Origin of the sequence: Streptomyces sp. NBC_00090 (assembly GCF_045160815.1) — a bacterium.
In the GTDB taxonomy this organism is placed as follows: domain Bacteria; phylum Actinomycetota; class Actinomycetes; order Streptomycetales; family Streptomycetaceae; genus Streptomyces.
The window spans coordinates 1,892,842-1,917,205 of record NZ_CP108224.1; the positions used below are offsets into that span (position 1 = coordinate 1,892,842).

19 protein-coding genes are annotated in these 24,364 nt (G+C 70.1%); 5 read left to right on the forward strand and 14 right to left on the reverse strand.

Annotated elements, in window-relative coordinates:
• Window positions 1–20: 20 nt before the first annotated feature.
• Together pafA and OG361_RS08305 are read right to left on the reverse strand one after the other, a co-directional pair.
• On the reverse strand, window positions 21–1,382 hold the full coding sequence (gene pafA / locus OG361_RS08300; RefSeq protein WP_187622747.1) for a Pup--protein ligase: 1,362 nt from the start codon (window positions 1,380–1,382) through the stop codon (window positions 21–23).
• 69 nt (window positions 1,383–1,451) lie between these two features.
• Complete coding sequence (locus tag OG361_RS08305; protein WP_405852702.1) at window positions 1,452–2,735, reverse strand: MFS transporter; 1,284 nt, start codon at window positions 2,733–2,735, stop codon at window positions 1,452–1,454.
• Window positions 2,736–2,979: 244 nt separating this feature from the next.
• On the opposite strand from OG361_RS08305, the gene OG361_RS08310 reads away from it, so the two are divergent.
• Entirely contained in the window at window positions 2,980–3,999 is a 1,020-nt protein-coding gene (locus OG361_RS08310; RefSeq protein WP_405852703.1) for a LacI family DNA-binding transcriptional regulator, read from the forward strand.
• Between the two features lie 163 nt (window positions 4,000–4,162).
• Here OG361_RS08310 and prcA read toward each other — a convergent pair whose 3' ends face one another.
• The 5 genes from prcA to arc form a co-directional block, all read right to left on the reverse strand.
• The gene (gene prcA, locus OG361_RS08315; protein WP_384574451.1) at window positions 4,163–4,915 is read right to left on the reverse strand and encodes a proteasome subunit alpha; all 753 of its coding nucleotides are present in this window, start codon (window positions 4,913–4,915) and stop codon (window positions 4,163–4,165) included.
• Window positions 4,916–4,961: 46 nt separating this feature from the next.
• A complete protein-coding gene (prcB, locus tag OG361_RS08320) occupies window positions 4,962–5,801 on the reverse strand; it encodes a proteasome subunit beta (protein ID WP_384574448.1) in 840 nt (279 codons plus the stop codon).
• A gap of 161 nt (window positions 5,802–5,962) precedes the next feature.
• Window positions 5,963–6,175, reverse strand: coding sequence for a ubiquitin-like protein Pup (locus tag OG361_RS08325; RefSeq protein ID WP_030315996.1), 213 nt, complete (start codon window positions 6,173–6,175; stop codon window positions 5,963–5,965).
• Between the two features lie 159 nt (window positions 6,176–6,334).
• On the reverse strand, window positions 6,335–7,846 hold the full coding sequence (dop, locus tag OG361_RS08330) for a depupylase/deamidase Dop (protein ID WP_384574445.1): 1,512 nt from the start codon (window positions 7,844–7,846) through the stop codon (window positions 6,335–6,337).
• Between the two features lie 180 nt (window positions 7,847–8,026).
• Window positions 8,027–9,793, reverse strand: a complete 1,767-nt coding sequence (arc, locus tag OG361_RS08335) for a proteasome ATPase (RefSeq protein ID WP_384574442.1) — start codon at window positions 9,791–9,793, stop codon at window positions 8,027–8,029.
• A 241-nt stretch (window positions 9,794–10,034) separates the two neighbouring features.
• Here arc and OG361_RS08340 point away from each other — a divergent pair, with 241 nt between their 5' ends.
• Window positions 10,035–10,346, forward strand: a complete 312-nt coding sequence (locus OG361_RS08340) for a ferredoxin (RefSeq protein WP_384574438.1) — start codon at window positions 10,035–10,037, stop codon at window positions 10,344–10,346.
• 3 nt (window positions 10,347–10,349) lie between these two features.
• On the opposite strand, the gene OG361_RS08345 is transcribed toward OG361_RS08340, so the two are convergent.
• The 3 genes from OG361_RS08345 to OG361_RS08355 form a co-directional block, all read right to left on the reverse strand.
• Window positions 10,350–10,934 (reverse strand): hypothetical protein, encoded by a 585-nt coding sequence (locus OG361_RS08345; protein WP_405852704.1) that lies wholly within the window; start codon window positions 10,932–10,934, stop codon window positions 10,350–10,352.
• Between the two features lie 202 nt (window positions 10,935–11,136).
• On the reverse strand, window positions 11,137–12,024 hold the full coding sequence (locus tag OG361_RS08350; protein WP_015032448.1) for a tRNA (adenine-N1)-methyltransferase: 888 nt from the start codon (window positions 12,022–12,024) through the stop codon (window positions 11,137–11,139).
• An 18-nt stretch (window positions 12,025–12,042) separates the two neighbouring features.
• A complete protein-coding gene (locus OG361_RS08355; protein ID WP_405862149.1) occupies window positions 12,043–13,176 on the reverse strand; it encodes a site-2 protease family protein in 1,134 nt (377 codons plus the stop codon).
• A gap of 180 nt (window positions 13,177–13,356) precedes the next feature.
• Between OG361_RS08355 and OG361_RS08360 the strand changes: the two genes are divergently transcribed.
• Complete coding sequence (locus OG361_RS08360) at window positions 13,357–14,259, forward strand: RecB family exonuclease (protein WP_405852705.1); 903 nt, start codon at window positions 13,357–13,359, stop codon at window positions 14,257–14,259.
• 105 nt (window positions 14,260–14,364) lie between these two features.
• Complete coding sequence (locus OG361_RS08365) at window positions 14,365–15,039, forward strand: response regulator (protein ID WP_384574430.1); 675 nt, start codon at window positions 14,365–14,367, stop codon at window positions 15,037–15,039.
• Between the two features lie 97 nt (window positions 15,040–15,136).
• Here the strand turns inward: OG361_RS08365 and OG361_RS08370 are convergent, their stop codons facing one another.
• From OG361_RS08370 to metH, 4 genes are all read right to left on the reverse strand, one after another.
• Window positions 15,137–16,717 (reverse strand): ABC transporter substrate-binding protein, encoded by a 1,581-nt coding sequence (locus OG361_RS08370; RefSeq protein WP_405852706.1) that lies wholly within the window; start codon window positions 16,715–16,717, stop codon window positions 15,137–15,139.
• Window positions 16,718–16,795: 78 nt separating this feature from the next.
• Complete coding sequence (locus tag OG361_RS08375) at window positions 16,796–18,385, reverse strand: ABC transporter substrate-binding protein (protein ID WP_405852707.1); 1,590 nt, start codon at window positions 18,383–18,385, stop codon at window positions 16,796–16,798.
• Window positions 18,386–18,849: 464 nt separating this feature from the next.
• Window positions 18,850–19,548, reverse strand: a complete 699-nt coding sequence (locus OG361_RS08380) for an HAD family hydrolase (protein WP_384574423.1) — start codon at window positions 19,546–19,548, stop codon at window positions 18,850–18,852.
• Between the two features lie 213 nt (window positions 19,549–19,761).
• Window positions 19,762–23,274: a methionine synthase gene (gene metH, locus OG361_RS08385; protein ID WP_405852708.1), complete on the reverse strand. Its 3,513-nt coding sequence runs from the start codon at window positions 23,272–23,274 to the stop codon at window positions 19,762–19,764.
• Between the two features lie 243 nt (window positions 23,275–23,517).
• Between metH and OG361_RS08390 the strand changes: the two genes are divergently transcribed.
• A complete protein-coding gene (locus tag OG361_RS08390) occupies window positions 23,518–24,282 on the forward strand; it encodes an IclR family transcriptional regulator (protein ID WP_405852709.1) in 765 nt (254 codons plus the stop codon).
• Window positions 24,283–24,364 lie beyond the last annotated feature (82 nt).

Below are 24,364 nucleotides of genomic sequence, written 5' to 3' on the forward strand. Positions count from 1 at the left end.
GGGACACGTACGCGCCGGTCCTACATTCCGGCGATCAGCTTTTCGACGCGGTCGTCGACGGAGCGGAACGGGTCCTTGCACAACACGGTGCGCTGTGCCTGGTCGTTGAGCTTGAGGTGGACCCAGTCGACGGTGAAGTCCCGGCGCTGCTCCTGGGCGCGGCGGATGAAGTCGCCGCGGAGCCGGGCCCTGGTGGTCTGCGGGGGCACCGACTTGCCCTCGAAGATCTTCATGTCGTTGCAGATCCGGGCCGCCTGCCCGTTCTTCTGCAGCAGGTAGTAGAGCCCGCGGCGGCGGTGGATGTCGTGGTACGCGAGGTCTATCTGCGCGACCCGCGGGTTCGACATGGTCATGTTGTGCTTGGCCCGGTACCGCTCGATGAGCCGGTGCTTCATGACCCAGTCGATCTCGGTCTCGATGCGGTCGAGCCGCTCGCTCTCGATCGCGTCGAGGGTGCGGCCCCAGAGCTCCAGGACCTGGGCGACGGTGCCGGAGCGGATGCCGCGCCGGTCGACGAAGTCGACGGCCTTCTCGTAGTACTCGCGCTGGACCTCCAGGGCGGAGGCCTCGCGGCCGCTGGCGAGCCGGACCTTGCGCTGGCCCGTGATGTCGTGGCTGACCTCGCGGATCGCCCGGATGGGGTTCTCCAGGGTCAGGTCGCGCATCACGGTGCCGGCCTCGATCATGCGGAGCACCAGGTCGGTGGCGCCGACCTTGAGCAGCATCGTCGTCTCGGACATGTTCGAGTCGCCGACGATGACGTGGAGGCGGCGGTACCGCTCGGCGTCGGCGTGCGGCTCGTCCCGGGTGTTGATGATGGGCCGGGAGCGGGTCGTGGCGGAGCTGACGCCCTCCCAGATGTGCTCGGCACGCTGGGAGACGCAGAAGACCGCGCCACGCGGGGTCTGGAGGACCTTTCCCGCGCCGCAGATGAGCTGCCGGGTGACGAGGAAGGGAATGAGGATGTCCGCGAGCCGGGAGAACTCCCCGTGGCGGGCGACGAGATAGTTCTCGTGGCAGCCGTAGGAGTTTCCGGCCGAGTCGGTGTTGTTCTTGAAGAGATAGACGTCGCCCGCGATTCCCTCCTCGTGCAGGCGGCGTTCGGCGTCGACGAGCAGGCCTTCGAGAATGCGCTCGCCGGCCTTGTCGTGGGTGACCAGTTCGGTCACGTTGTCGCATTCCGGTGTGGCGTATTCCGGATGCGAACCCACGTCCAGGTACAGGCGGGCGCCGTTCCGCAGGAAGACATTGCTGCTGCGGCCCCATGACACGACACGGCGGAAGAGGTAGCGCGCCACTTCGTCAGGAGACAGTCGGCGCTGTCCCCTGAACGTGCACGTGACGCCGTACTCGTTCTCCAGCCCGAAAATGCGGCGGTCCATGTCTGAACATTACGCCTGACGGCGTGTGATGAAACCGGGTTGGGCGTTCCCGTTTCGATCATTTTCCGATCAGTGCGCGTTCTTTTCGGTGTGTACGGGGGTGGGACCGCCCGCGCTGACGGCGTGTCGCGCGTCGGCGGGGGCCGGGGACACCGGGGTCACGGGGACGTGGAGGGCGCGGCCGGTGGCGAGGAGGACGAGGAAGGCGATCAGGCCGCCCACGCCGGCGACGGCGAATCCGGCGACCGTTCCGGCGAGTTCGACGGCGGGTCCGGCGGCCGCGGAGCCGAGGGCCGAGCCGACGCCGAAGGTGGTGACGAGCCAGGAGAAGGCCTCGGTGACGGTCCCGGTCGGGGCGTGCCGGTCGACGACGATGAACGCGCAGGCGAGGGCGGGCGCGAGGAAGACGCCCGAGAGGACCGAGAGGGCGGTCATGGCGACCGGGCCCGGCGTGAGGGTCAGCGGCAGGTAACAGAGCGCGAGGAGCAGGACGAGGACCCGCAGGCGTCTCTCGGGCGCGCCGGACCACCGGCGGGCGCCGTAGGCGACACCGCCGAGGAGGGCGCCGAGGCCGAGGGCGGCCATCAGCCAGCCGTAGACGGAGGGGGTGCCCGCGTCGTCGGCGTAGGAGAGGGCGGCGACGGTGATGGAGCCGAGGGCGAGGCCGACGAAGAAGAAGGAGCCGAGGAGGGCGAGGAGGCCGGGCGAGCGCAGGGCCCCCAGCCAGTGGGCCTCGCGGGGCGCGGAGCGCCAGGCGCGGGAGGGCTCGGAGAGGACGACGGCGAGGGCCCCGAGGACGCCGAGGACGTTGATGACGAGGAGGGCGGCGGCGGGCGACCAGAGGGAGACCAGGAGCGTCAGCAGGAGGGGCCCGACGGTGAACATGACCTCCTGGGCGACCGCGTCGAGGGCGTAGGCGCGGTGGACCCGGTCCTCGCGGCCGAGGACGCTCGGCCACAGGGCCCGCAGTCCGCCCTCCAGGGGCGGGGTGAAGAGACCGGCGAGGACGACGGCCGCGTAGGCGAGGGCGAGGTGGCCGATGCCGGTGAGGGCGAGCAGGGCCATGCCGAGGGCGGAGAGGACCGCGGCGGGCAGCTGGACCCGGGGCTGGCCCTTGAGGTCCACGGCGCGGCCCAGGAGGGGCTGGCCGACGGCGGTGGCGACGCCGTAGGCGGCGATGAGTCCGCCGGCGAGGGTGTAGCTGCCGCCCTGGTCCCGGACGAAGAGCGTCAGGGCGATGGGGCCGACGCCGTTGGGCAGGCGTCCGACGAGCGTCCCGGCGAGCAGCCGGGCGGCGTGCGGTGCCCGGAGTATGTCGAGATAGCCGCCGTGTGCCGTGGCCTCGGTGGCCATGTCGGTCTCCCCTCACCCTCGGACCCCGCCGAGGTTTTACGTATAACGTCAGGCGTCATACGTATCATGTCGGCTGTACGCGGGTCCACCCCGCGCTCCGGGGACGACCGGGTACTGTCCGGATTCCACCCGGCGTACCGGCGTACCGGCGTAGCGACGCACCGACCGTCCGTCGTACCGGAGCGAGCGCCCGGGCACCGGAGAACCGACGACCGACCGAGACCCGTCCGACGCGGAGGCTTGTGTGCAGACCCCGGAGCCGCTCGGCGGCACGCGCCCGACCAGCCGGGACGTCGCCCGGGTCGCGGGCGTCTCGCAGGCCACCGTCTCGCTCGTCCTCGGCGACAAGTGGCGCGGCCGCGTCTCCGAGCGCACCGCCGACACCGTGCGGGAGGCGGCGCGGAGCCTCGGCTACCGGCCCAACCTGGCCGCCCGAAACCTCCGCCTCGGCCACACCCGTACGGCCCTGCTCGTCGTCCCGGCGCTCACCAACGAGTTCTTCGCCCGCGTCTACACGGGCGCCGCGACCGTCGCGGCCCGGCACGGCTTCGGCGTCGTCCTGTACCCCTCCCCCGACGGCGTGGGGCCCGCCAAGGACCCCTTCGCCTCGGCCCGTGCGGCACTCGACGGGGTCATCGCCTCCTCGATGGCCTCGGACGCCCTGAAGGCCTTCAGGGGCACGGACCTGCCCCTCGTCATGCTCGACAGCGACCCCGCCGACACCGGCGCCGCGGCCCACGTCAACCTCGACATCGCGGACGGCATGCGCCAGGTCACGGGCCACCTGCTCGCCCTGGGCCACCGCCGCTTCGTTCACCTCGCCTCGGCCGTGCCCTCCTGGACCTTCGACGTCCGGGCCGCCGCGCTCGCCGAGGCCCTCGCCGACGTGTCGGTACGGACCGTCCGCGCGCCGCTGGACGTGCACGGCGCCATGGCCGCCACGGAGCGCGCCCTCGCCACGCCCGGCCCGCGGCCCACGGCGCTCGTGTGCGACGACGACATCCTCGCGGCGGGCGCCTGCAAGGCCCTGCGGCGGCTGGGGCTGCGGGTCCCCGAGGACGTCTCGGTCACCGGCTTCGACGATCTCTCGCTCGCGACCGCCGTCGAACCGGAGCTGACGACCGTCTCACTGCCCGCCGAGCGCATCGGGGAGCGCGGCATGGCCGCCCTCCTGGCCGTCCTCGCGGGGGAACCGCAGGCTCCGGACGACCTCCCGGTCACCCTGGTCCCCCGCGGCTCCTCCGGGCCCGCCCCGGCCGCCTGAGCCGATCCGGAGGCAACCCCTCGGAAGCGGCGGCGGCCGGGCGCCCCGGGACCGCCCGGAATGCCCGAGGGGCCCCGGTCCGCTCACGCGTACCGGGGCCCCTCGACTCGGGCAGGGAGTGACTACTCCTCGGAGGCCTCGTCCGAGGGCTCCCAGGGAGTGACTACTCCTCGGGAGCCTCGTCCGAGGGCTCGTCCGTCTTCGTCACGGCCGCGTTGTCCGCCTGCAGGAGGCGCGACAGCTGCCGTCCGACGATCCGCTTGAACTTGCGCTGCTGCGGGCGCGTACGGTCCAGGACCGCCACCTCCAGCCGCTCCGCGGGGATCTCCCGCTCGCTGCCGTTGGTGTCCCGCGAGAGCGCCTGCACGGCCAGCTTCAGGGCCTCGGCCAGGGACATGCCGTCCCGGTGCCGCTGGTCCAGGAAGGAGCCGATCTGCTCCGCGTTTCCGCCGACCGCGACCGAGCCGTGCTCGTCCACGATCGAGCCGTCGTGGGGCAGCCGGTAGATCTGGTCGCCCGCCGGCTCGGCGCCGACCTCCGCGACGACCAGCTCCACCTCGTACGGCTTCTCCCCCGCGCTGGAGAAGATCGTGCCCAGCGTCTGGGCGTAGACGTTGGCCAGGCCGCGCGCGGTGACGTCCTCCCGGTCGTAGGTGTAGCCCCGCAGGTCGGCGTAGCGCACGCCGCCGATGCGGAGGTTCTCGTACTCGTTGTACTTGCCGGCGGCGGCGAAGCCGATCCGGTCGTAGATCTCGCTGAACTTGTGCAGTGCGCGCGACGGGTTCTCGCCGACGAAGACGATGCCGTCGGAGTACTGGAGGACGACAAGGCTGCGGCCTCGGGCGATGCCCTTGCGGGCGTACTCGGCCCGGTCGGCCATGGCCTGCTGGGGGGAGACGTAGAACGGAGTGGACACCGGCTGTCCGTCCCTTTCTTCTGGGCTTCTACAGAGCGACGAGTGGTCAGAGCAGGGCGGCGCGCGGCCCGTCGGGCTGCTCGAGACGCCGCTCGGTGACCGATCGGGCCAGGTCGGAGGACTCGCCCTCGGTGAGCCTGCGGAAACCCTCTTCGGTGATGACGGTGACGAGCGGGAAGATCCGGCGGGCCATGTCGGGGCCACCGGTCGCCGAGTCGTCGTCCGCCGCGTCGTACAGCGCCTGCACGACCAGGGTCGTGGCCTGCTCCTCGGTGAGGTCGGGACGGTAGAGCTTCTTCATCGACCCGCGCGCGAAGATCGATCCGGAGCCGGTGGCGGCGTAGCCGTGCTCCTCGGAGCGGCCGCCGGTCACGTCGTAGGAGAAGATCCGGCCCTTCTCCTTCGCCTCGTCCCAGCCCGCGAAGAGCGGCACGACGGCGAGCCCCTGCATGGCCATGCCGAGGTTGCCGCGGATCATGGTGGACAGGCGGTTCGCCTTGCCCTCCAGGGAGAGCGTGGCCCCCTCCACCTTCTCGAAGTGCTCCAGCTCCAGCTGGAACAGCTTGACCATCTCCACCGCGAGACCGGCGGTGCCGGCGATGGCGACGGCGGAGAACTCGTCGGCCGGGAAGACCTTCTCCATGTCCCGCTGCGCGATCATGTTGCCCATGGTGGCCCGCCGGTCACCGGCGAGGACGACCCCACCGGGGAACGTGACCGCCACGATGGTCGTGCCGTGCGGGGCGTCGATGACGCCGGGCGGCAGCTTGCGGCGGCCCGGCACCAGCTCCGGCGAGTGCTCGGACAGGAAGTCCATGAACGAGGACGACCCCGGCGTCAGGAAGGCCGCCGGCAGACGCCCGGTGCTACGAGAGTTGGCTTCCACGCGATTCCTTCCGGGTGGGGGAATCGGCCCGCCGTGGGACGAGCGAGCCGATCTTGATTGCTGTGCACGGACCCTACCCGTGCCACCGCCTGTCATCCGTCCCCGGACCCACGGCTTTCTCCGGGGCTCCGGGGACGGAGGAGTACAGGCGCGCTGTGCGGCTACTCGCCGCCCTTCTGTACGAAAGACCGCACGAAGTCCTCGGCGTTCTCCTCCAGGACGTCGTCGATCTCGTCCAGGACGGAGTCCACGTCGTCGCTCAGCTTCTCCTGGCGCTCCTGCAGGTCGGAGCTCGCCTCAGTGGTGGTCTCCTCGACCTCCTCCGTGGATCGCGTCGCCTTCTGCTGTCCGCCGCCGGTGTCCTTGGTCGCCATATCCCTCACCCCGCTCGAATCGGCCCGCTCGGTTGAGTCCGTACAAGATCAGACCCTATAGGTCGGGTCTGACTTCGGCCCCGCAGTTTCCACAACGCCCGGGCACTGATTCCATGATTCCCAGTGCCGGGGTATTTCAGGCCCGTGCCGGGCACCCGATCAGCCGCCGGAGAGCACGCGCACCAGTTCCTCGGCCGTGCGGCAGCGGTCCAGGAGCGCCTTCACGTGGGCCTTTGTGCCGCGGAGCGGCTCCAGGGTGGGGACGCGCTGGAGCGAGTCCCTGCCCGGCAGGTCGAAGATCACCGAGTCCCAGGAGGCCGCGGCGACGTCGTCGGCGTACTGCTCCAGGCAGCGGCCGCGGAAATAGGCCCTGGTGTCCTCCGGAGGCGCCGTCTCGGCCCGCTGCACGTCGGGCTCGTCCAGGAGCCGTTTCATGCGCCCGCGGGCCACCAGACGGTTGTACAGGCCCTTCTCGGGGCGCACGTCCGCGTACTGGAGGTCCACCAGGTGCAGGCGGGCCGCGTCCCAGTCCAGGTCGTCGCGGCGCCGGTAGCCCTCCATGAGCTCCCGCTTGGCGATCCAGTCGAGCTCGCCGGCCAGGCTCATCGGGTCCCTCTCGAGCCGGTTGAGGGTGTCCTCCCAACGGGTGAGGACGTCCTTCGTCTGCTCGTCGGCGTCGGAGCCGTACCGCTCCTCGACGTACTTCCTGGCCAGCTCGAAGTACTCCATCTGCAGCTGGACCGCGGTGAGTGTCCGGCCGCTGCGGAGCGTGACCAGGTACTGGAGGGTCGGGTCGTGCGAGACCTGGTGGAGGGTGCGGACCGGCTGGTCGACGGCGAGGTCCACGGTGATGAACCCGTCCTCGATCATCGACAGGACCAGGGCCGTCGTGCCCAGCTTGAGGTAGGTGGAGATCTCCGAGAGGTTCGCGTCGCCGATGATCACGTGCAGGCGGCGGTACCGCTCGGCGTCCGCGTGCGGCTCGTCCCGGGTGTTGATGATGGGCCGCTTGAGGGTGGTCTCCAGCCCCACCTCCACCTCGAAGTAGTCGGCGCGCTGGCTGATCTGGAAGCCGTGCTCCCGTCCGTCCTGACCGATGCCGACCCGGCCCGCCCCGGTCACGACCTGGCGGGAGACGAAGAAGGGGGTCAGGTGGCGCACGATGTCCGAGAAGGGGGTCTCCCGCTTCATCAGGTAGTTCTCGTGCGTGCCGTAGGAGGCGCCCTTGTTGTCGGTGTTGTTCTTGTAGAGGTGGATCGGCTGGGCGCCGGGGAGCTGGGCGGCCCGTACGGCCGCCTCCGCCATGATCCGCTCGCCGGCCTTGTCCCAGAGCACGGCGTCCCGCGGGTTGGTGACCTCGGGCGAGCTGTACTCGGGGTGGGCGTGGTCCACGTAGAGCCGTGCCCCGTTGGTGAGGATCACGTTGGCGAGGCCGATGTCCTCGTCGGTGAGCTGGGTGGAGTCTGCGGCCTCGCGGGCGAGGTCGAAGCCGCGGGCGTCCCGCAGCGGATTCTCCTCCTCGAAATCCCAGCGGGCGCGGCGCGCCCGGTGCATCGCCGCCGCGTAGGCGTTGACGATCTGGGACGAGGTGAGCATGGCATTGGCGTTCGGGTGTCCCGGGACGGAGATCCCGTACTCCGTCTCGATGCCCATTACTCGCCGTACGGTCATGCGGCCCTCCTTGCCCGGCGTCGCTCACAGTGCGCGACTCGGCGTTACCGAAGAGCCTAGATCGGCTCCGCGCTGGTGGGGAGATCACTTGCGGTATTTCCCGTGCTGCCGGGAGAAATGCTGGACGGAATGCGACGGCTGCGGATGCCCGGTTTCCGGACATCCGCAGCCGGTCGCGTTTTACAGGTACTGACCGGTGTTGGCCACCGTGTCGATGGAGCGTCCCGTGTCCGCGCCCTGCTTTCCGGTGACAAGGGTGCGGATGAAGACGATCCGCTCGCCCTTCTTTCCGGAGATACGGGCCCAGTCGTCGGGGTTGGTGGTGTTGGGCAGGTCCTCGTTCTCCTTGAACTCGTCCACGCAGGCCTGGAGGAGGTGGGAGACCCGGATACCCTTCTGGTTGTGGTCGAGGAAGGCCTTGATGGCCATCTTCTTGGCCCGGTCGACGATGTTCTGGATCATCGCGCCGGAGTTGAAGTCCTTGAAGTACAGGACTTCCTTGTCGCCGTTGGCGTACGTGACTTCGAGGAAGCGGTTCTCCTCGGATTCGGCGTACATCTGCTCGACGACGGACTGGATCATGCCGTGGGCGGCGGCCGCCTTGGATCCGCTGTGCTCGGAGATGTCGTCCGAGTGGAGCGGCAGGGTGGCCGTGAGGTACTTCGCGAAGATGTCCTTCGCGGCCTCCGCGTCCGGACGCTCGATCTTGATCTTGACGTCGAGCCGGCCGGGCCGCAGGATCGCGGGGTCGATCATGTCCTCGCGGTTGGAGGCGCCGATGACGATGACGTTCTCCAGGCCTTCCACACCGTCGATCTCGGCGAGCAGCTGGGGGACGATGGTGTTCTCCACGTCCGAGCTGACACCGGATCCGCGGGTGCGGAAGAGGGATTCCATCTCGTCGAAGAAGACGATGACGGGGGTGCCCTCGCTCGCCTTCTCCCTCGCACGTTGGAAGACGAGGCGGATGTGCCGCTCGGTCTCGCCGACGTACTTGTTGAGGAGCTCGGGGCCCTTGATGTTGAGGAAGTAGGACTTCCCCGCGGGCTGGCCGGTCACCTCGGCCACCTTCTTGGCCAGCGAATTGGCCACGGCCTTCGCGATCAGCGTCTTGCCGCAGCCCGGCGGCCCGTAGAGCAGGATGCCCTTGGGCGGCCGCAGTTCGTGCTCCTTGAAGAGGTCCGGGTAGAGGTACGGAAGCTCGACCGCGTCGCGGATCAGCTCGATCTGGTTGCCCAGACCGCCGATCTTCTCGTAGTCGACGTCCGGGACCTCTTCGAGAACGAGCTCCTCGACCTCGCTCTTCGGGACCACCTCGTAGACGTAGCCGGACCTGGAGTCGAGCAGCAGGGCGTCGCCGGCGCGGATGGTGACGTCCAGCAGAGGCTCGGCGAGCCTCACCACCCGTTCCTCGTCGGTGTGCCCGACCACCAGGGCGCGCTCGCCGTCCTCGAGGATCTCCTTGAGGGTGACGATGTCCCCGGCGCGCTCGTACTCCATGGCCTCGACCACGTTGAGCGCTTCGTTGAGCATGACTTCCTGGCCGCGCCGGAGCTCCTCGAGCTCGACGCTGGGGCTCACATTCACCCGGAGCTTGCGGCCCCCGGTGAAGATGTCGCACGTGCCGTCCTCATTTGCCTGCAGGAAGACACCGAAGCCGGCCGGCGGCTGTGCGAGCCGGTCGACTTCCTCCTTGAGGGCCACGATCTGGTCGCGGGCCTCACGGAGCGTGTTCGCGAGTCTTTCGTTCTGCGCGGACACGCCGGCCAGGTTGGTCTGCAGCTCGACGATCCGCTCTTCGAGAATCCTCGTGTGGCGCGGAGAGTCGGCGAGCTTGCGGCGCAGGACGGCGATTTCCTGCTCGAGATAGGCAACCTGACCGGCGGGGTCTTCAGACCCTCGCCCCGGCCGGATGCCGCGGTTGATGTCGTCGTCGTGGGCTGCCACGGTCCTCACCTCCTCCAAGGGGAGCTGGACGCTTCCTGACCCTACCTGCGTGGGTGGTGATTGAAACCCCTAGATCAAAAAGACTCTGGGCTGTGTCCGATCTTCACCCTTGCGGTTCCCCTCTCGCCAGGGGAATACCCACCCTTCACCGTCTGAAAGCGGGCGGTTGTATCGTCGTCATGGGTCAACACCCGTCAGAGGTGGCCCGACTTACCCGCGCGAAGCAGAAATGGCAGGAGATATGACCGTGCAGAACGATGCCCCGCCCACGGGCGCCGAGGAGGCGCTGGAGGTCTGGATCGACCAGGACCTGTGCACCGGGGACGGGATCTGCGCGCAGTACGCTCCCGAGGTCTTCGAGCTGGACATCGACGGGCTCGCTTATGTGAAGAGCGCCGACGACGAGCTCCTCCAGGACAGCGGGGCGACCACGCCGGTGCCGCTGCCCCTGCTCCAGGACGTGGTGGACTCCGCCAAGGAGTGCCCGGGCGACTGCATCCACGTACGCCGGGTCACGGACAAGGTCGAGGTGTACGGCCCCGACGCGGAGTGACGGTCAGGCGCTGAATGCCTCGGCGCGGGTGGCGCGGACGAAGGCGCCGCCCTGCCACACCCAACTGACCTGCTCCTTCTCGTCCGGGCAGCAGGTGGGTACGTCGGGTGACGAGTAGCCGAGCAGCGTGGCGTGCACCGCTCCGTCGCGGACGGCGAGCCCGGTGACGTTCCTGTGCTCGTCCGGTGCGACGAGCGTGGCCACCACGCGCGCGGGGGCGCCCGTGCCCTTGCCGCGGGTGAGGACGTAGATGCCGCCCGGCGGGGTGCCGGCGCCCGCTTCGCAGTGCACGACCGCAACGGTCTCCGGGTTTCCGTCCCCGTCGAGGTCGCCGGAGACCCGCTTCGCGATCTTGTGGGGGCCTCCCCCGCACTCCAGGGGGTAGTCGGCGTCGGCGGCCTCCGGAGCGGGCGCGGGACGCGGGGCCTCGGGGGCGGCGGTGGCTCCGGCGGGGCCGGGCTGGAGCAGTCCGGCGAGGGCGACGACCGCGGCGGTCGCGGTGGCGGTGGCCAGCCAGTGCGCCGGGCGGGCGCGGGTGTGCGCGAGGTCAGGCAGATCCGCGGGTTCCGGGGCGGCGGAGGGCTGCACGCGAGACGTCTCCTGTGGGGGCGGTGCGGAGGGTTTCCGGCATCGTGCCATACGTCACAGGGGGACGGAACAGCCGGGGTCGGCGTCCGTCCGGTCTCCGGCGCGGATCCGCCCCGGCGGCGGCCCGAACATGAGGACGCCGCCGTCGAGTTCCCTCCCGTGGGCGGGAACTCGGCGGCGGCGTGCTGCGGGTGTCGGGACGTCAGCCCTTGTTGGGGCCTTCGTAGTCCTCGCCGTAGGCACCCTTGGCGGGGCGGCGGCGGCGCATCGGGGGCTCGACGCCGTCCGCGAGGCGGCGGGCGGTGACGAGGAAGCCGGTGTGGCCGATCATGCGGTGATCGGGCCGGACGGCGAGGCCCTCGACGTGCCAGTTGCGGATCATGGATTCCCAGGGCTGCGGCTCGGCGTAGCAGCCGAACTCGCGGATGGACTCCACGGTGCGCGCGAGCTGGGTGGTGGTCGCCACGTAGCAGCAGAGGATGCCGCCGGGGACGAGGGCCTTGGAGACGGCCTCCAGGCACTCCCAGGGAGCGAGCATGTCCAGGATGACGCGGTCCACGTCGGTGTCGGACAGGTTGTCCTGGAGGTCGCCCACGGTCAGCTGCCAGGCCGGGTGGGGGCCGCCGAAGTAACGCTCGACGTTGCCCTTCGCGATCTCGGCGAAGTCCTCGCGGCGCTCGTAGGAGTGCAGCATGCCGCTGTCGCCGATGGCGCGGAGCAGGAAGCTGCTGAGCGAGCCGGAGCCCACACCCGCCTCGACGACGCGTGCGCCGGGGAAGATGTCGGCGAAGGCGAGGATCTGCCCCGCGTCCTTCGGGTAGACCACGGCGGCGCCGCGGGGCATGGACAGGACGTAGTCGGGGAGCAGGGGGCGCAGCGCGAGGTAGGCGACGTTTCCGGTGGTGCGGACAACGCTGCCCTCGGGGGCGCCGATCAGTTCGTCGTGCGGGAAAGAACCCTTGTGGGTGTGGAAGTTCTTTCCCTCTTCGAGCGTGAACGTGTAGTGACGGCCCTTGGGGTCGGTCAGCTGAACCTGGTCCCCGACCTTGAAGGGCCCGCGTCGGCGGGCGGCACCGGTCGGTTCGGACATGTGAACAGAGTACCGGGGTTACGAAGACGGTCGTGCCATGGCCCTGACGAAGGCGCGCTCGACGTCGGTGGTGGCGAGGACGCCGTAGATCTCCCCGGTCTCCTCGACGACCAGGTACTCCGTGGCGGGGCTGGTGCGGAGGTGGTCGAGGAGGGGCTGGCCGGCGAGCTCGGCGGGGACGCGCATGCCGTCGGCGAGGTCCTGCGCGAGGGTGCTGACGGCGACCCAGGGGCGGCGGTGCTGGGGGACGGCGGCGATGGCGGCCTCGCGGACGATGCCGGTGGGGTCGCCGCCGCCGTCGACGACCACGAGGGCGCGGGCGCCGGCCTCGTTGGCGCGGCGGAGGGCCTCGGAGAGCGGGGTGGTGGGTTCGACGGGGATGGCGCGGCGGGTGAGGGCGCGGGCGCGGAGCTCGGGGAGGTGCTCGCGGAGGCGGGCCATGCGGAGGCTGTTGCCGGCGCCGGTCCAGATGATGGCGGCGAGGATGGCGGCGAGCAGGGCGTCCGTGACGGTGTCGAGGCCGCTGATGTCGTCGGTGGCGTTGCCGAGGAGGCCGGTGCGGGTGAGCAGCGGCAGGCCGACGAGGACGAGGACGGCGAGGGCGCGGCCGACCCAGGCGGCGGCGATGGTGCCGCTCATGGGCTTGCCGGTGATCTTCCACACGACGGCGCGGAGCATGCGGCCGCCGTCGAGGGGCAGGCCCGGGAGGAGGTTGAAGGCGGCGACGATCAGGTTGGAGATCATCAGGCCTGCGAGGAGGACGCCGGGGACGGTGCCGGGCTCGACGGCGTACAGGGAGAGGTAGAACAGGCCGGCGAGGACGAGGGAGAAGAGCGGGCCGACGAAGGCGAGGACGAATTCGCGGCCGGGGGTCTCGGTCTCCTTCTCGATCTCGGAGACGCCGCCGAAGAACTGGAGCTGGATGCGGCGCACGGGGAGTTTGAACCGGAGCGCGGCGATCGTGTGGGCCAGTTCGTGGACGAGCACGGAGGCGTAGAAGGCGACGGCGAAGAAGAGGGAGACGAGGTAGCGGGCGGCGCCGAGCTCGGGCAGGACCCGCTCGATCTGGTCGCCGAAGACCCAGGTGATGAGGGCGGCGACCAGGAACCAGCTGGGTGCGACGTAGACGGGCACGCCGAAGGGGCGGCCCATGAGGATCCCGCCGCCGGGCTCCTCGGTCCGCTGCGGCTTGGGCTCGTCCTGGTTCACGGGTTCCTTTCGTCGCGAGGTGTGACCCACGTCGTTACGTCACGGTTCGATCATGCAGTGCGACGGGGTCCCAGGTCGATGGTATTCCGCTCGCTGTCGGTGGCGGGTCGTAGGGTCTGAGTCATGAGTACGAGCGAGCAGGTGCCGGCGGAGCCCCGGGCGCCCATGTCGTTGTCGCCGTCGCGGGCGAGCGATTTCATGCAGTGTCCGCTGCTGTACCGGTTCCGGGTGATCGACCGGCTGCCCGAGAAGCCGAGTCCGGCGGCGACGCGGGGCACGCTGGTGCACGCCGTGCTGGAGCGGCTCTTCGACGACGTGGCGGTGGAGCGGACGGCGCCGCGGGCGAAGTCGATGGTCCCGGGGCAGTGGGAGCGGCTCCTGGAGTCCAAGCCGGAGCTGGGCGAGCTGTTCGCGGAGGACCCGGAGGGGGAGCGCCTCGCGGGCTGGCTGGGCGAGGCGGAGCGGCTGGTCGAGCGGTGGTTCACGCTGGAGGATCCGACGCGTCTCGAACCGGCCGAGCGCGAGTTGTTCGTGGAGACGGAGCTCGATTCGGGGCTGCGGCTGCGCGGGGTGATCGACCGGATCGACGTGACGCCCTCGGGTGACGTGCGGATCGTCGACTACAAGACGGGCAAGGCGCCGCGGCCGGAGTACCGCGAGGGCGCGCTGTTCCAGATGACGTTCTACGCGCTGGTGGTCTGGCGGCTGAAGCGGGTGATCCCGCGACGGCTGCAGCTGGTCTACCTGGGCAGCGGTGACGTGCTGACGTACGACCCGGTGGAGGCGGACCTGCTGCGGGTGGAGCGGAAGCTCCTCGCGCTGTGGGAGGCGATCCGGCTGGCGACGGAGACGGGTGACTGGCGGCCGCGGCCGACGAAGCTGTGCGGCTGGTGCGACCATCAGTCGGTCTGTCCGGAGTTCGGCGGGACTCCCCCGGTGTATCCGCTGAAGATCGTCTCCGCGCGCCCGCCGGAGTCGGGCGAATCCGGGCAGGGCAGAATGGACCCGGCGCCGCCCGCACCGTGACATCAGCCCGATCCCCCGGGCCGAGCCCGATCCTCTGGGCTCAGCCCGATCTCGTGAGTTCAGCCCGACCGCTTGAGCTCAGCCCCGCCCCGTGAAGGAGCCCTTGTGACGATCCGCGTCCTCCTGGTCGACGATCAGCCGCTGCTGCGCACCGGCTTCCGGATGATTCTGGAGGCGGAGCAGGACATCGCGGTGGTGGGTGAGGCCGGTGACGGTCTCCAGGCGCAGGAGCAGGTGCGCGCGCTGCAGCCGGACGTGGTGCTGATGGACATCCGGATGCCGCGGATGGACGGTGTGGAGGCGACCCGGCAGATCACCGGGCCGGGCCGGGACGGTCCGGCGAAGGTGCTGGTGCTGACCACGTTCGATCTGGACGAGTACGTGGTGGAGGCGCTGCGGGCGGGGGCGAGCGGCTTCCTGCTCAAGGACGCCCCGGCGAACGAGCTGGTGCAGGCGATCCGTGTGGTCGCGGCGGGCGAGGCGATGCTGGCGCCGTCGATCACGCGCCGGCTGCTCGACAAGTACTCGGCGCATCTGCCGACGGGCGAGGAGCAGGTGCCGGACACGCTGAACACCTTGACCGATCGTGAGGTCGAGGTGCTGAAGCTGGTGGCCCGGGGGCTGTCGAACGCGGAGATCGCGGCGGATCTGTTCGTCAGCGAGACGACGGTGAAGACGCACGTGGGCCACGTGCTGACGAAGCTGGGCCTGCGGGACCGGGTGCAGGCCGCGGTGTACGCGTACGAGAGCGGTCTGGTGCGGCCCGGCGGCAATCAGTAGCCGGTCCTGCGGATACGGCGGAGGGGCCCGGTGCGCGTGTCGCGCGCCGGGCCCCTCCGCCGTTCACGTGGCTCCGTGAGCCTTCACCGGGGCCGTGTCAGCCCTTCTTCAGCTCCCAGAAGCGGAAGACGGTGGAGGAGTCGAGGGTCCACTCGAGACCGGTGACGTCGTCGCGGGCGACCGCGTACTGCTTGCCCTGCCAGAGCGGGAGGACCGGGAGTTCGTCGGCGACGAGGTCCTGGAGCTGCCCGTACTCGTCGACGGTGCCGGCGCGGTCGGCGGTCGCGGCGGTCTTCGGGAGGATGCTGCCGGTGATGGTGTTGTTCTCGTAGTGGTTGCCGAGGACGTTGCCCTCACCGAAGAACGGCGCGGTGAAGTTGTCGGCGTCGGGGTAGTCGGGGACCCAGCCCTTGACGTAGACGCCGTACTTGCCGGCGGCGATGTCCTTCTCGTACTGGTCGTAGGCGACGGACTTGACGTCGGCCTGGAAGAGCCCGCTGGCGTTGAGCTGACCGGCGATGGCCTTGAGCTCCTCGTCGGTGGCCGGGCCGTAGCGGCTGGGGGTGGACCAGAGGGTGAGCTTCACCTTGCCGGTGATGTCCGCATCCCGCAGGGCCTTCTTCGCCTTCGCCTCGTCGGGGGTCCCGTAGGTGTCGTAGAAGGCGGTGTTGTGACCGGCGACACCGGCCGGGACGATCGAGTAGAGCGGCGTGGCCGTCGACTTGTAGACGTTCTCGACGAGGGCCTCGCGGTTGACGAGGTGGGCGATGGCCCGGCGGACGCCGAGCTTGCCGACGACGGGGTCCTTCATGTTGAAGACGAGGTGCTGGACCTCGGCGCTGCTGCCCTGGATGACCTCGATGCCCTTGTCGTCGGTCGTGTCCGAGGCTTCGAGGGCGGCGATGTCGCCGGCGGAGAGGCCTCGGTAGGCGATGTCGACGTCGCCGTCGGTGAGGGCCTTGGAGAGGGCCGCGCGGTCGCCGCTGTAGAGCTTGAGGGTGATTCCGCCGTTCTTGGACTTGGCGTTGCCCCGGTAGCCGGAGTTGGCGGAGAAGGTGGCCTCGGTCTCGCTGAAGGAGTCCAGCTTGTACGGGCCGGAGCCGGTGGCCTTGCCGTCGGTGCGCAGGGCGTCGGCGGGGTACTCGCGGTGGTCGACGATGGAGCCGGCGCCGGAGGCGATCTTGCTGGGGAAGGTGGCGTCCGGGACCTTGAGACGGAAGACGACGGTGCGCTCGTCGGGGGTCTCGATGGTGTCGATCGTGGAGAGCAGCGGCGCGGGACCGGAGGGGTCGGCGATCTTGAGGGCGCGCTCGAAGGAGAACTTGACGTCCTCGGAGGTGAGCGGGTTGCCGTTGGAGAAGGTGAGGCCGTCCCGGAGGGTGCAGGTGTAGACCTTGCTGCCCGCGGAGAAGGCGCACTCGTCGGCGGCCTCGGGCTCGGGTGCGGAGCCGCCCTTGGGGAAGGCCAGCAGGGACTGGAAGACGTTGTTGAACAGCAGCCAGGAGCCGGGGTCGTAGCCGGCCGCCGGGTCGGTGGCGAGGATCTCGTCGGACATGCCGACGCGTATGCCGTCGCCGGATCCGGAGCCTCCGCCCTGCTCGGTGCCGCAGCCGCCGAGGAGGGCGGCGGACAGCCCCGCGGCGAGCGGGGCCGTCAGCCACTTCGTGTGTGCCTTCACAGAACTTGCCTCTTGATCTCTTGCCAGGCCGGCCGCGCGCTGGTGCGCGGCCGGTGTAACCGATCCAGCCGAGGGGGGTTATGCGGTGCCGCGGCCCAGTTCCCAGAGCAGCAGGTCCGAGGAGGTGTTGAGCGCGTACTCGACTCCTGTGAGGTCGTCGCGCGCGGCGACGTACTGCTTGCCCTGCCACAGAGGCAGGACGGGTACGTCCTGGGCGACGATCTTCTGGATCTGCGCGAAGACGGGGCTCGCGGCGGTGCGGTCGGCCTGGCGGCGCGACCGCGGGATGAGCTGGTCGCGGACGACCTTGTTGACGTACGGGGTGTTGAGGAAGTTGTCGCTGTCGAGGAAGGGGGCGATGTAGTTGTCGGGGTCCGGGTAGTCGGGGAACCAGCCGAGGCCGTAGACGGCGTAGTCGCCGCGCTTCTGGGCGGGGCGGAAGGTGGACCACTCGGCGCCGCGGACGGTGGCGTCGAAGAGTTCGCTGGCGACGAGCTGCTTCTTGATCGCCTCGAACTCCTGGGCGGTCTCGGCGCCGTAGTGGTCGGTGGTGTAGTTCAGGGTCACCTTGACCGGGGTCTTGACGCCGGCGCCCTTGAGGATCTTCGCGGCGCGGGCGGGGTCGGGCTCGCCGTACTCGTCGAAGAAGGGGGTCGCGTGGCCGGTGATGCTGGAGGGGATCAGCGAGTAGAGCGGCTCGGCGGTGGGGCCGTAGACGAGGTTGACGAGGGCGCCCCGGTCGACGACGGCGGCCATCGCCTGGCGGACGGCCTTCTCCTCGACGGAGGGGTCCTTGGTGTTGAAGGCGAGGTAGCGGATCTCCAGGCCGGGGACCTCGGTGACGCGGATGCCGTCCTTGGGGGTCTCGGTGAGGTCCTTGATCTGCTTCTGCGACAGGGAGCGGGCCATCATGTCGATGTCGTCGCCCTCGAGGGCCTTGCCCATGGCGCCGGCGTCGGCGAAGGCGCGCAGCTCGACCTTCTCGTTGCGCGGGACGATGTCGCCCTTGTACTTCGGGTTCCTGGTGAAGACGAAGCGGGCGGCCTTGTCGCCCTCGCGCTCGACCTTCATGGTGTACGGGCCGGACCCGTCGACGTCGAAGCCGGTGCGGAGCTCCCCGGCGGCGTACTTGTCCTTGCTGAGGATGCCGGCGACCGGGGTGGAGAGCTTGTACGGGAAGGTGGCGTCGGGGGTCTTCAGGTGGAAGACGACCTCGTCGGCACCCTTGGTCTCGACGGTGTCGATGTTGGCGAGGAGCGCGGCCGTTCCGTTGTCCGACTTGATCTTCAGGACGCGCTCGATGGAGTACTTGACGTCCTCGGCGGTGACCGGCGTGCCGTCGGCGAAGGTGAGGCCGGAGCGGAGCTTGCAGCGGTAGCTCTCGCTGGCCTTGTCGGAGAAGCCGCAGGTCTGGGCGGCCTCGGGGACGGGCTCGCCGCCGCCGCGGGGCACGTGCAGCAGGGTCTGGACGGTCTGCCGCAGGATGTTCCAGGTGCCGGTGTCGTAGGCGAAGGCCGGGTCGAGGGGGGCGGGGGCGTCCTCGGTCGCGATGAACTGGTCCGTGGTGCCGACGACGATGGCTCTGCCGTCCTCGGCTCCACCACAGGCGGCGAGCAGGGGGGCCAGCAGTACGGCCGCGGCGGGCAGCACCAGGGTCTTGCGGTTCATCAGGGACGTTCTCCTCATCCGGCCTTGGATGCAGCGGTCTGGGACACTCCGCCGCCGGCCGCCCGGTCGGGGCGGGAGCGATCGGGCCGGGTGTTGCGATCGGTCCTGTGTTCGCGGCGACTTGGGTGTGCGCCGGTGCACGCGGTTATGCGGCGAAGTACTCGCGAAAGATTAGTCGGCGGCGCCGCTATTGCCGGACCGCGGACGGGCGCGGGGGTAATCGCAGGGTGATCATGAATACGGGGTGCTCGATAGTCATGCGTCACCACGATGCGGACGGGGTCCACCGAACCGGGACACATGGGATCGGCGAAACCGGCAGATTTCGGGCGCCCCACACGACCGGGCCACCCACCGTCGGGCACTCTGGGTGACGAAGGTCACGTAGAGGCTTTATCGGTGAATGGCCCGGGTGATTTCCGCGCGCGAAAGCGCATTCAGCTGGGGGAAAGCTCAGACGAAGCTCAGATGCCGGTGATCAGGGTACGCAGGAAGGGCACGTCGACCTCTTCCAGGGAGCGCACGACGACCCGGCCCGGGGAAGGCGCGATCGGGGCGACGGAGGGCACCGCGACGACCCGGCAGCCCGCTGCCTCGGCGGCCGCCACGCCGGTCGCCGTGTCCTCGATGACGGCACAGAGCGCGGGATCGGCTCCCACGCCCCGGGCGGCCGTCAGATACGGCTCGGGGTGCGGCTTCGTACGGACGACCTCGTCGCCCGCGACGGTGAGGGTGAAGCGGTCGTGGCCGAGCGAGGCGAGGATCCGGTCGATGATCCGCCGGTGCGAGGCGGAGACCAGGGCGGTGGGGATGGAGTGCCGGGCCAGCTCGGCCAGGAGTCGCTCGGCGCCGGGCATGAAGGGCACGCCCCGCTCGATGCGCTGCTCGAACTTCTCGTTGAGCAGGACGGTCAGCTCGTCGAGGGTGATGTCGGCACCGGTGGACTCGATGAGGTAGCCCGCGCTGCGGGTCATCGGACCGCCGACGACGATGTCCTTCCATGCCTCGTCGAGCCGGTGCCCGAGGTCGGCGAAGACCTCGACCTCGGCGTCCCACCAGAACCCCTCCGTGTCGACGAGGGTCCCGTCCATGTCGAGGAAGACCGCCTGCAGCGCGGAGCTTCCGTTCGTACGGAACAGGGACGCGGGGACCGTACTGGTCATCCGGCACACCTTCCATGGAGGGACGAGAAGGCCGGCCCCCCTCCCCGGTACGGGGAGGAAGACCGGCCTGCACTGGACCGACAAGTGTACGTCTCGCTCAGCGAAGACGACGAGATTTACGCCGTGGCGGCCGCGGTGCCCCTGCGGAGGCGGCCGAGGCGGCCCCTACGGAGGCGGCCGCGGCGGGCCCCTGCGGGGTCGGTCACCGGGACGTCACCGTGCGTTGAAGTAGGTGGCTTCGGGGTGGTGGATCACGATGGCGTCGGTGGACTGTTCGGGGTGGAGCTGGAACTCCTCCGAGAGGTGCACGCCGATCCGCTCCGGCCGCAGCAGGTCCGCGATCTTCGCCCGGTCCTCCAGGTCCGGGCAGGCCCCGTAGCCCAGCGAGAAACGCGCGCCCCGGTACTTCAGCGCGAACATGTCCTCGACCGCGGCCGGGTCCTCGCCGCCGAAGCCCAGCTCCGCACGCACCCGCGCGTGCCAGTACTCCGCCAGGGCCTCCGCCAGCTGCACGGACAGACCGTGCAGCTCCAGGTAGTCGCGGTAGGAGTCCGACGCGAACAGCTCGGCCGTCGCCTCACCGATCTTCGAGCCGACCGTGACGACCTGCAGACCGACGACATCGACCTCGCCGGACTCCTCCGGGCGGAAGTAGTCCGCCAGGCACAGACGCCGGCCCCGTCGCTGGCGCGGGAAGGTGAACCGGGTCCGCTCGTTGCCCGCCTCGTCCAGGATGACCAGATCATCGCCCTTGGAGACACAGGGGAAGTAGCCGTGGACGACGGCCGCCTCCAGCAGGTTGTCCGTGTGCAGACGCTCCAGCCAGCCCCGCAGCCGCGGCCGGCCCTCGCTCTCCACCAGCTCCTCGTACGAGGGCCCGTCGCCGGCCCGGTTCTGCTTCAGGCCCCACTGCCCCTTGAAGAGGGCGCCCTCGTCGAGCCAGGACGCGTACTCCTTCAACGGGATGCCCTTGACGACCCGCGTCCCCCAGAACGGCGGAACCGGCACCGGATTGTCGACGGCCACGTCCGAACGGCCACCCGGCTCGGCCTCCTCGACCTGGAGAGCGGCGGCCTCGCGCTTCACCACCCGGCGCTGCTTCAGCTCCGGCAGCGCCGCACCCGGCACACCCCGCTTGACCGCGATCAGCGCGTCCATCAGCCGCAGACCCTCGAAGGCGTCCCGCGCGTAGCGGACCTCGCCCTGGTAGATCTCGTGGAGGTCCTGCTCGACATAGGCGCGGGTCAGGGCCGCGCCGCCGAGGATCACCGGATACTTGGCGGCCAGCTCGCGCTGGTTCAGCTCCTGGAGGTTCTCCTTCATGATCACGGTGGACTTCACCAGGAGACCCGACATGCCGATGACGTCGGCCCGGTGCTCCTCCGCGGCCTCCAGGATCGCCGAGACCGGCTGCTTGATGCCGATGTTGACGACGTTGTAGCCGTTGTTGGACAGGATGATGTCGACGAGGTTCTTGCCGATGTCGTGGACGTCGCCGCGTACGGTGGCGAGGACGATCGTGCCCTTGCCGTCGGCGTCGGTCTTCTCCATGTGCGGCTCCAGATAGGCCACCGCGGTCTTCATGACCTCGGCGGACTGGAGCACGAACGGCAGCTGCATCTGGCCGGAGCCGAAGAGCTCGCCCACGGTCTTCATGCCGTCGAGGAGGACGTCGTTGACGATCTCCAGGGCGGGCCGGGAGGTCAGGGCCTCGTCGAGGTCCGCCTCCAGGCCGTTCTTCTCGCCGTCGACGATCCGGCGCTTGAGCCGCTCGTCCAGCGGCAGCGCGAGGAGCTCCTCGGTCTTGCCCGCCTTCATCGACTTGGTGTTGACACCCTCGAACAGGGCCATCAGCTTCTGCAGCGGGTCATAGCCCTCCGCGCGCCGGTCGTAGATCAGATCCAGCGCCGTGGTGACCTGCTCGTCGTCGAAACGGGCGATCGGCAGGATCTTCGACGCGTGCACGATCGCCGAGTCCAGACCCGCCTTCACACACTCGTCGAGGAACACCGAGTTCAGCAGGATCCGCGCCGCCGGGTTCAGACCGAAGGAGATGTTCGAAAGACCCAGCGTCGTCTGCACCGCCGGGCGGCGCCGCTTCAGCTCCCGGATCGCCTCGATCGTCGCGATCCCGTCCTTACGCGACTCCTCCTGACCCGTGCAGATCGTGAACGTCAACGCGTCGATGAGGATGTCCGACTCGTGGATCCCCCAGTTCCCGGTCAGGTCCTCGATGAGCCGCTCGGCGATCGCCACCTTGTTCTCGACCGTCCGCGCCTGCCCCTCCTCGTCGATCGTCAGAGCGATCAACGCCGCACCGTGCTCCTGCGCCAATCGCGTGACCTTCGCGAACCGCGACTCCGGACCGTCCCCGTCCTCGTAGTTCACGGAGTTGATCACCGCCCGGCCACCGAGCTTCTCCAGACCCGCCCGCAGGACGTCGACCTCGGTCGAGTCCAGCACGATCGGCAGAGTCGACGCCGTCGCGAAACGACCCGCCAGCTCCCTCATGTCCGCGACACCGTCACGGCCCACGTAGTCCACACACAGGTCGAGCATGTGCGCGCCCTCGCGGATCTGGTCCCGCGCCATCTCGACGCAGTCGTCCCAGCGGCCCTCCAGCATGGCCTCACGGAACTTCTTCGACCCGTTCGCGTTCGTCCGCTCACCGATCGCCAGGTACGCCGTGTCCTGCCGGAACGGCACGGTCTGGTAGAGCGAGGCGGCGCCGGGCTCGGGGTGCGGGGTGCGCTCGGGGGGCGTGATGCCGTGGACCCGCTCGACGACCTGGCGCAGGTGCTCGGGCGTCGAGCCGCAGCAGCCGCCGACCAGGGACAGGCCGTAGTCGCGGACGAAGTTCTCCTGCGCGTCGGCCATCTCGGGCGGAGTCAGCGGGAAGTACGCGCCGTCCTTGGTCAGCACCGGCAGGCCCGCGTTCGGCATGCACATCAGCGGCGTGCGCGAGTGGCGGGCGAGGTAGCGCAGGTGCTCGCTCATCTCGGCCGGGCCCGTCGAGCAGTTCAGGCCGATCATGTCGATGCCCAGCGGCTCGAGCGCGGTCAGGGCCGCGCCGATCTCCGAGCCGAGCAGCATGACGCCCGTGGTCTCGAAGGCGAGCGAACAGATCAGCGGGACGTCGAGGCCCAGGGCCTCCATCGCGCGGCGCGCGCCGATCAGGCTCGACTTGGTCTGCAGCAGGTCCTGGGTCGTCTCCACGATCAGGGCGTCCGCGCCACCGGCCAGCAGGCCCTCGGCGTTCTGCTGGTAGCCGTCGCGCAGGACGTCGTACGCGATGTGACCGAGCGACGGCAGCTTGGTGCCGGGGCCGATGGAGCCCAGCACCCAACGCTGGCGGCCGTCCCTGGCCGCGAACTCGTCGGCGACCTCGCGGGCGATCCGGGCGCCCGACTCGGAGAGCTCGAAGATCCGGTCCGCGATGTCGTACTCGCCGGCGGCCGAGTGGTTGGAGCCGAAGGTGTTGGTCTCGACGCAGTCGACGCCGACCTCGAAGTAGGCCTCGTGGACCGAGCGGACGATGTCGGGCCGGGTCACGTTCAGGATCTCGTTGCAGCCCTCGAGGTTCTGGAAGTCCTCAAGGGTGGGGTCCTGGGCCTGGAGCATGGTGCCCATGGCACCGTCGGCGACGACGACACGGTCGGCGAGCGCCTCGCGGAGGGCGGCGGCGCGGGTCCGGCTGTCAGCGGAAGGGGTCGGCAACGAGGCCATGGATGAGCTCCCTGGAATGCGACGGCTGTCGGCTTTGCACCTTCGGCGGAGGGTGCACGGGGCCAGCGTAACCGCGCTCGGCCCGGGGTGGACACGGCGTCCCACGGGCCGGACGGCATCCTGTGTGCGGGGACTCCCGGTCCGGCCCGTTCTTGACCGACACTGTCCTAGGTGACGCAAGGTCGGCATCGACCGATAGTGTTCAGCATTGTCGAACAACGTAAGAGGGAGAAGGGTCGGGCGATGGCGAAGAACATCCAGTCGCTTGAACGGGCGGCGGCGATGCTGCGACTGCTCGCGGGCGGCGAGCGCCGGCTCGGCCTGTCCGACATCGCGTCCTCGCTGGGCCTCGCCAAGGGCACGGCGCACGGGATCCTGCGCACCCTCCAGGCGGAGGGCTTCGTGGAGCAGGAGGCGACCTCGGGCCGCTACCAGCTGGGGGCGGAGCTGCTACGGCTCGGCAACAGCTATCTGGACGTGCACGAGCTCCGCGCCCGGGCCCTGGTCTGGACGGACGACCTCGCGCGGTCCAGCGGCGAGAGCGTGCACCTGGGGGTGCTGCACCAGCGGGGCGTACTGATCGTGCACCACGTCTTCCGGCCGGACGACAGCCGCCAGGTCCTGGAGGTGGGGGCCATGCAGCCGCTGCACTCCACGGCGCTCGGCAAGGTCCTCTCCGCCTACGACCCGGTGGCCCACAGCGAGGGGCTGGAGGTCGAGCGGGAGGCGTTCACACCCCGTACGACGACCGAACTGGGCGACTTCGAGGCGCTGCTCGACATGACCCGGGCCAAGGGCTGGGCGGCGGACGTGGAGGAGACCTGGGAGGGCGTGGCCTCGGTGGCGGCGCCGATCCACGACCGGCGCCGGATGCCGGTGGGCGCGGTGGCGGTCACGGGCGCGGTGGAGCGGCTCTGCCCGGGCGGGGAGCTGCGTCCCGAGCTGGTGGCCGCGGTACGGGACTGCGCCCGCGCGGTCTCCCGGGATCTGGGGGCCGGCCGCTTCTGACCCGGCCGGGCGCCACCCGTGCGACCGAACCCGCGCGACTGACCCGTACGACTGACCTGACTGCCCCGTGCGGCTGCCCCGT

Bases quoted from the DNA above. Each gene is read 5' to 3' on its own strand.
- pafA (WP_187622747.1), bottom strand. From the start codon at position 1,382: ATGGACCGCCGCATTTTCGGGCTGGAGAACGAGTACGGCGTCACGTGC.
- OG361_RS08390 (WP_405852709.1), top strand. From the start codon at position 23,518: ATGGCGAAGAACATCCAGTCGCTTGAACGGGCGGCGGCGATGCTGCGA.
- OG361_RS08350 (WP_015032448.1), bottom strand. From the start codon at position 12,024: ATGTCCGAACCGACCGGTGCCGCCCGCCGACGCGGGCCCTTCAAGGTC.
- OG361_RS08325 (WP_030315996.1), bottom strand. From the start codon at position 6,175: ATGGCGACCAAGGACACCGGCGGCGGACAGCAGAAGGCGACGCGATCC.
- OG361_RS08340 (WP_384574438.1), top strand. From the start codon at position 10,035: ATGACCGTGCAGAACGATGCCCCGCCCACGGGCGCCGAGGAGGCGCTG.
- OG361_RS08380 (WP_384574423.1), bottom strand. From the start codon at position 19,548: ATGACCAGTACGGTCCCCGCGTCCCTGTTCCGTACGAACGGAAGCTCC.
- metH (WP_405852708.1), bottom strand. From the start codon at position 23,274: ATGGCCTCGTTGCCGACCCCTTCCGCTGACAGCCGGACCCGCGCCGCC.
- OG361_RS08360 (WP_405852705.1), top strand. From the start codon at position 13,357: ATGAGTACGAGCGAGCAGGTGCCGGCGGAGCCCCGGGCGCCCATGTCG.
- OG361_RS08375 (WP_405852707.1), bottom strand. From the start codon at position 18,385: ATGAACCGCAAGACCCTGGTGCTGCCCGCCGCGGCCGTACTGCTGGCC.
- OG361_RS08305 (WP_405852702.1), bottom strand. From the start codon at position 2,735: ATGGCCACCGAGGCCACGGCACACGGCGGCTATCTCGACATACTCCGG.
- OG361_RS08355 (WP_405862149.1), bottom strand. From the start codon at position 13,176: ATGGGCCGCCCCTTCGGCGTGCCCGTCTACGTCGCACCCAGCTGGTTC.
- dop (WP_384574445.1), bottom strand. From the start codon at position 7,846: ATGACCGTACGGCGAGTAATGGGCATCGAGACGGAGTACGGGATCTCC.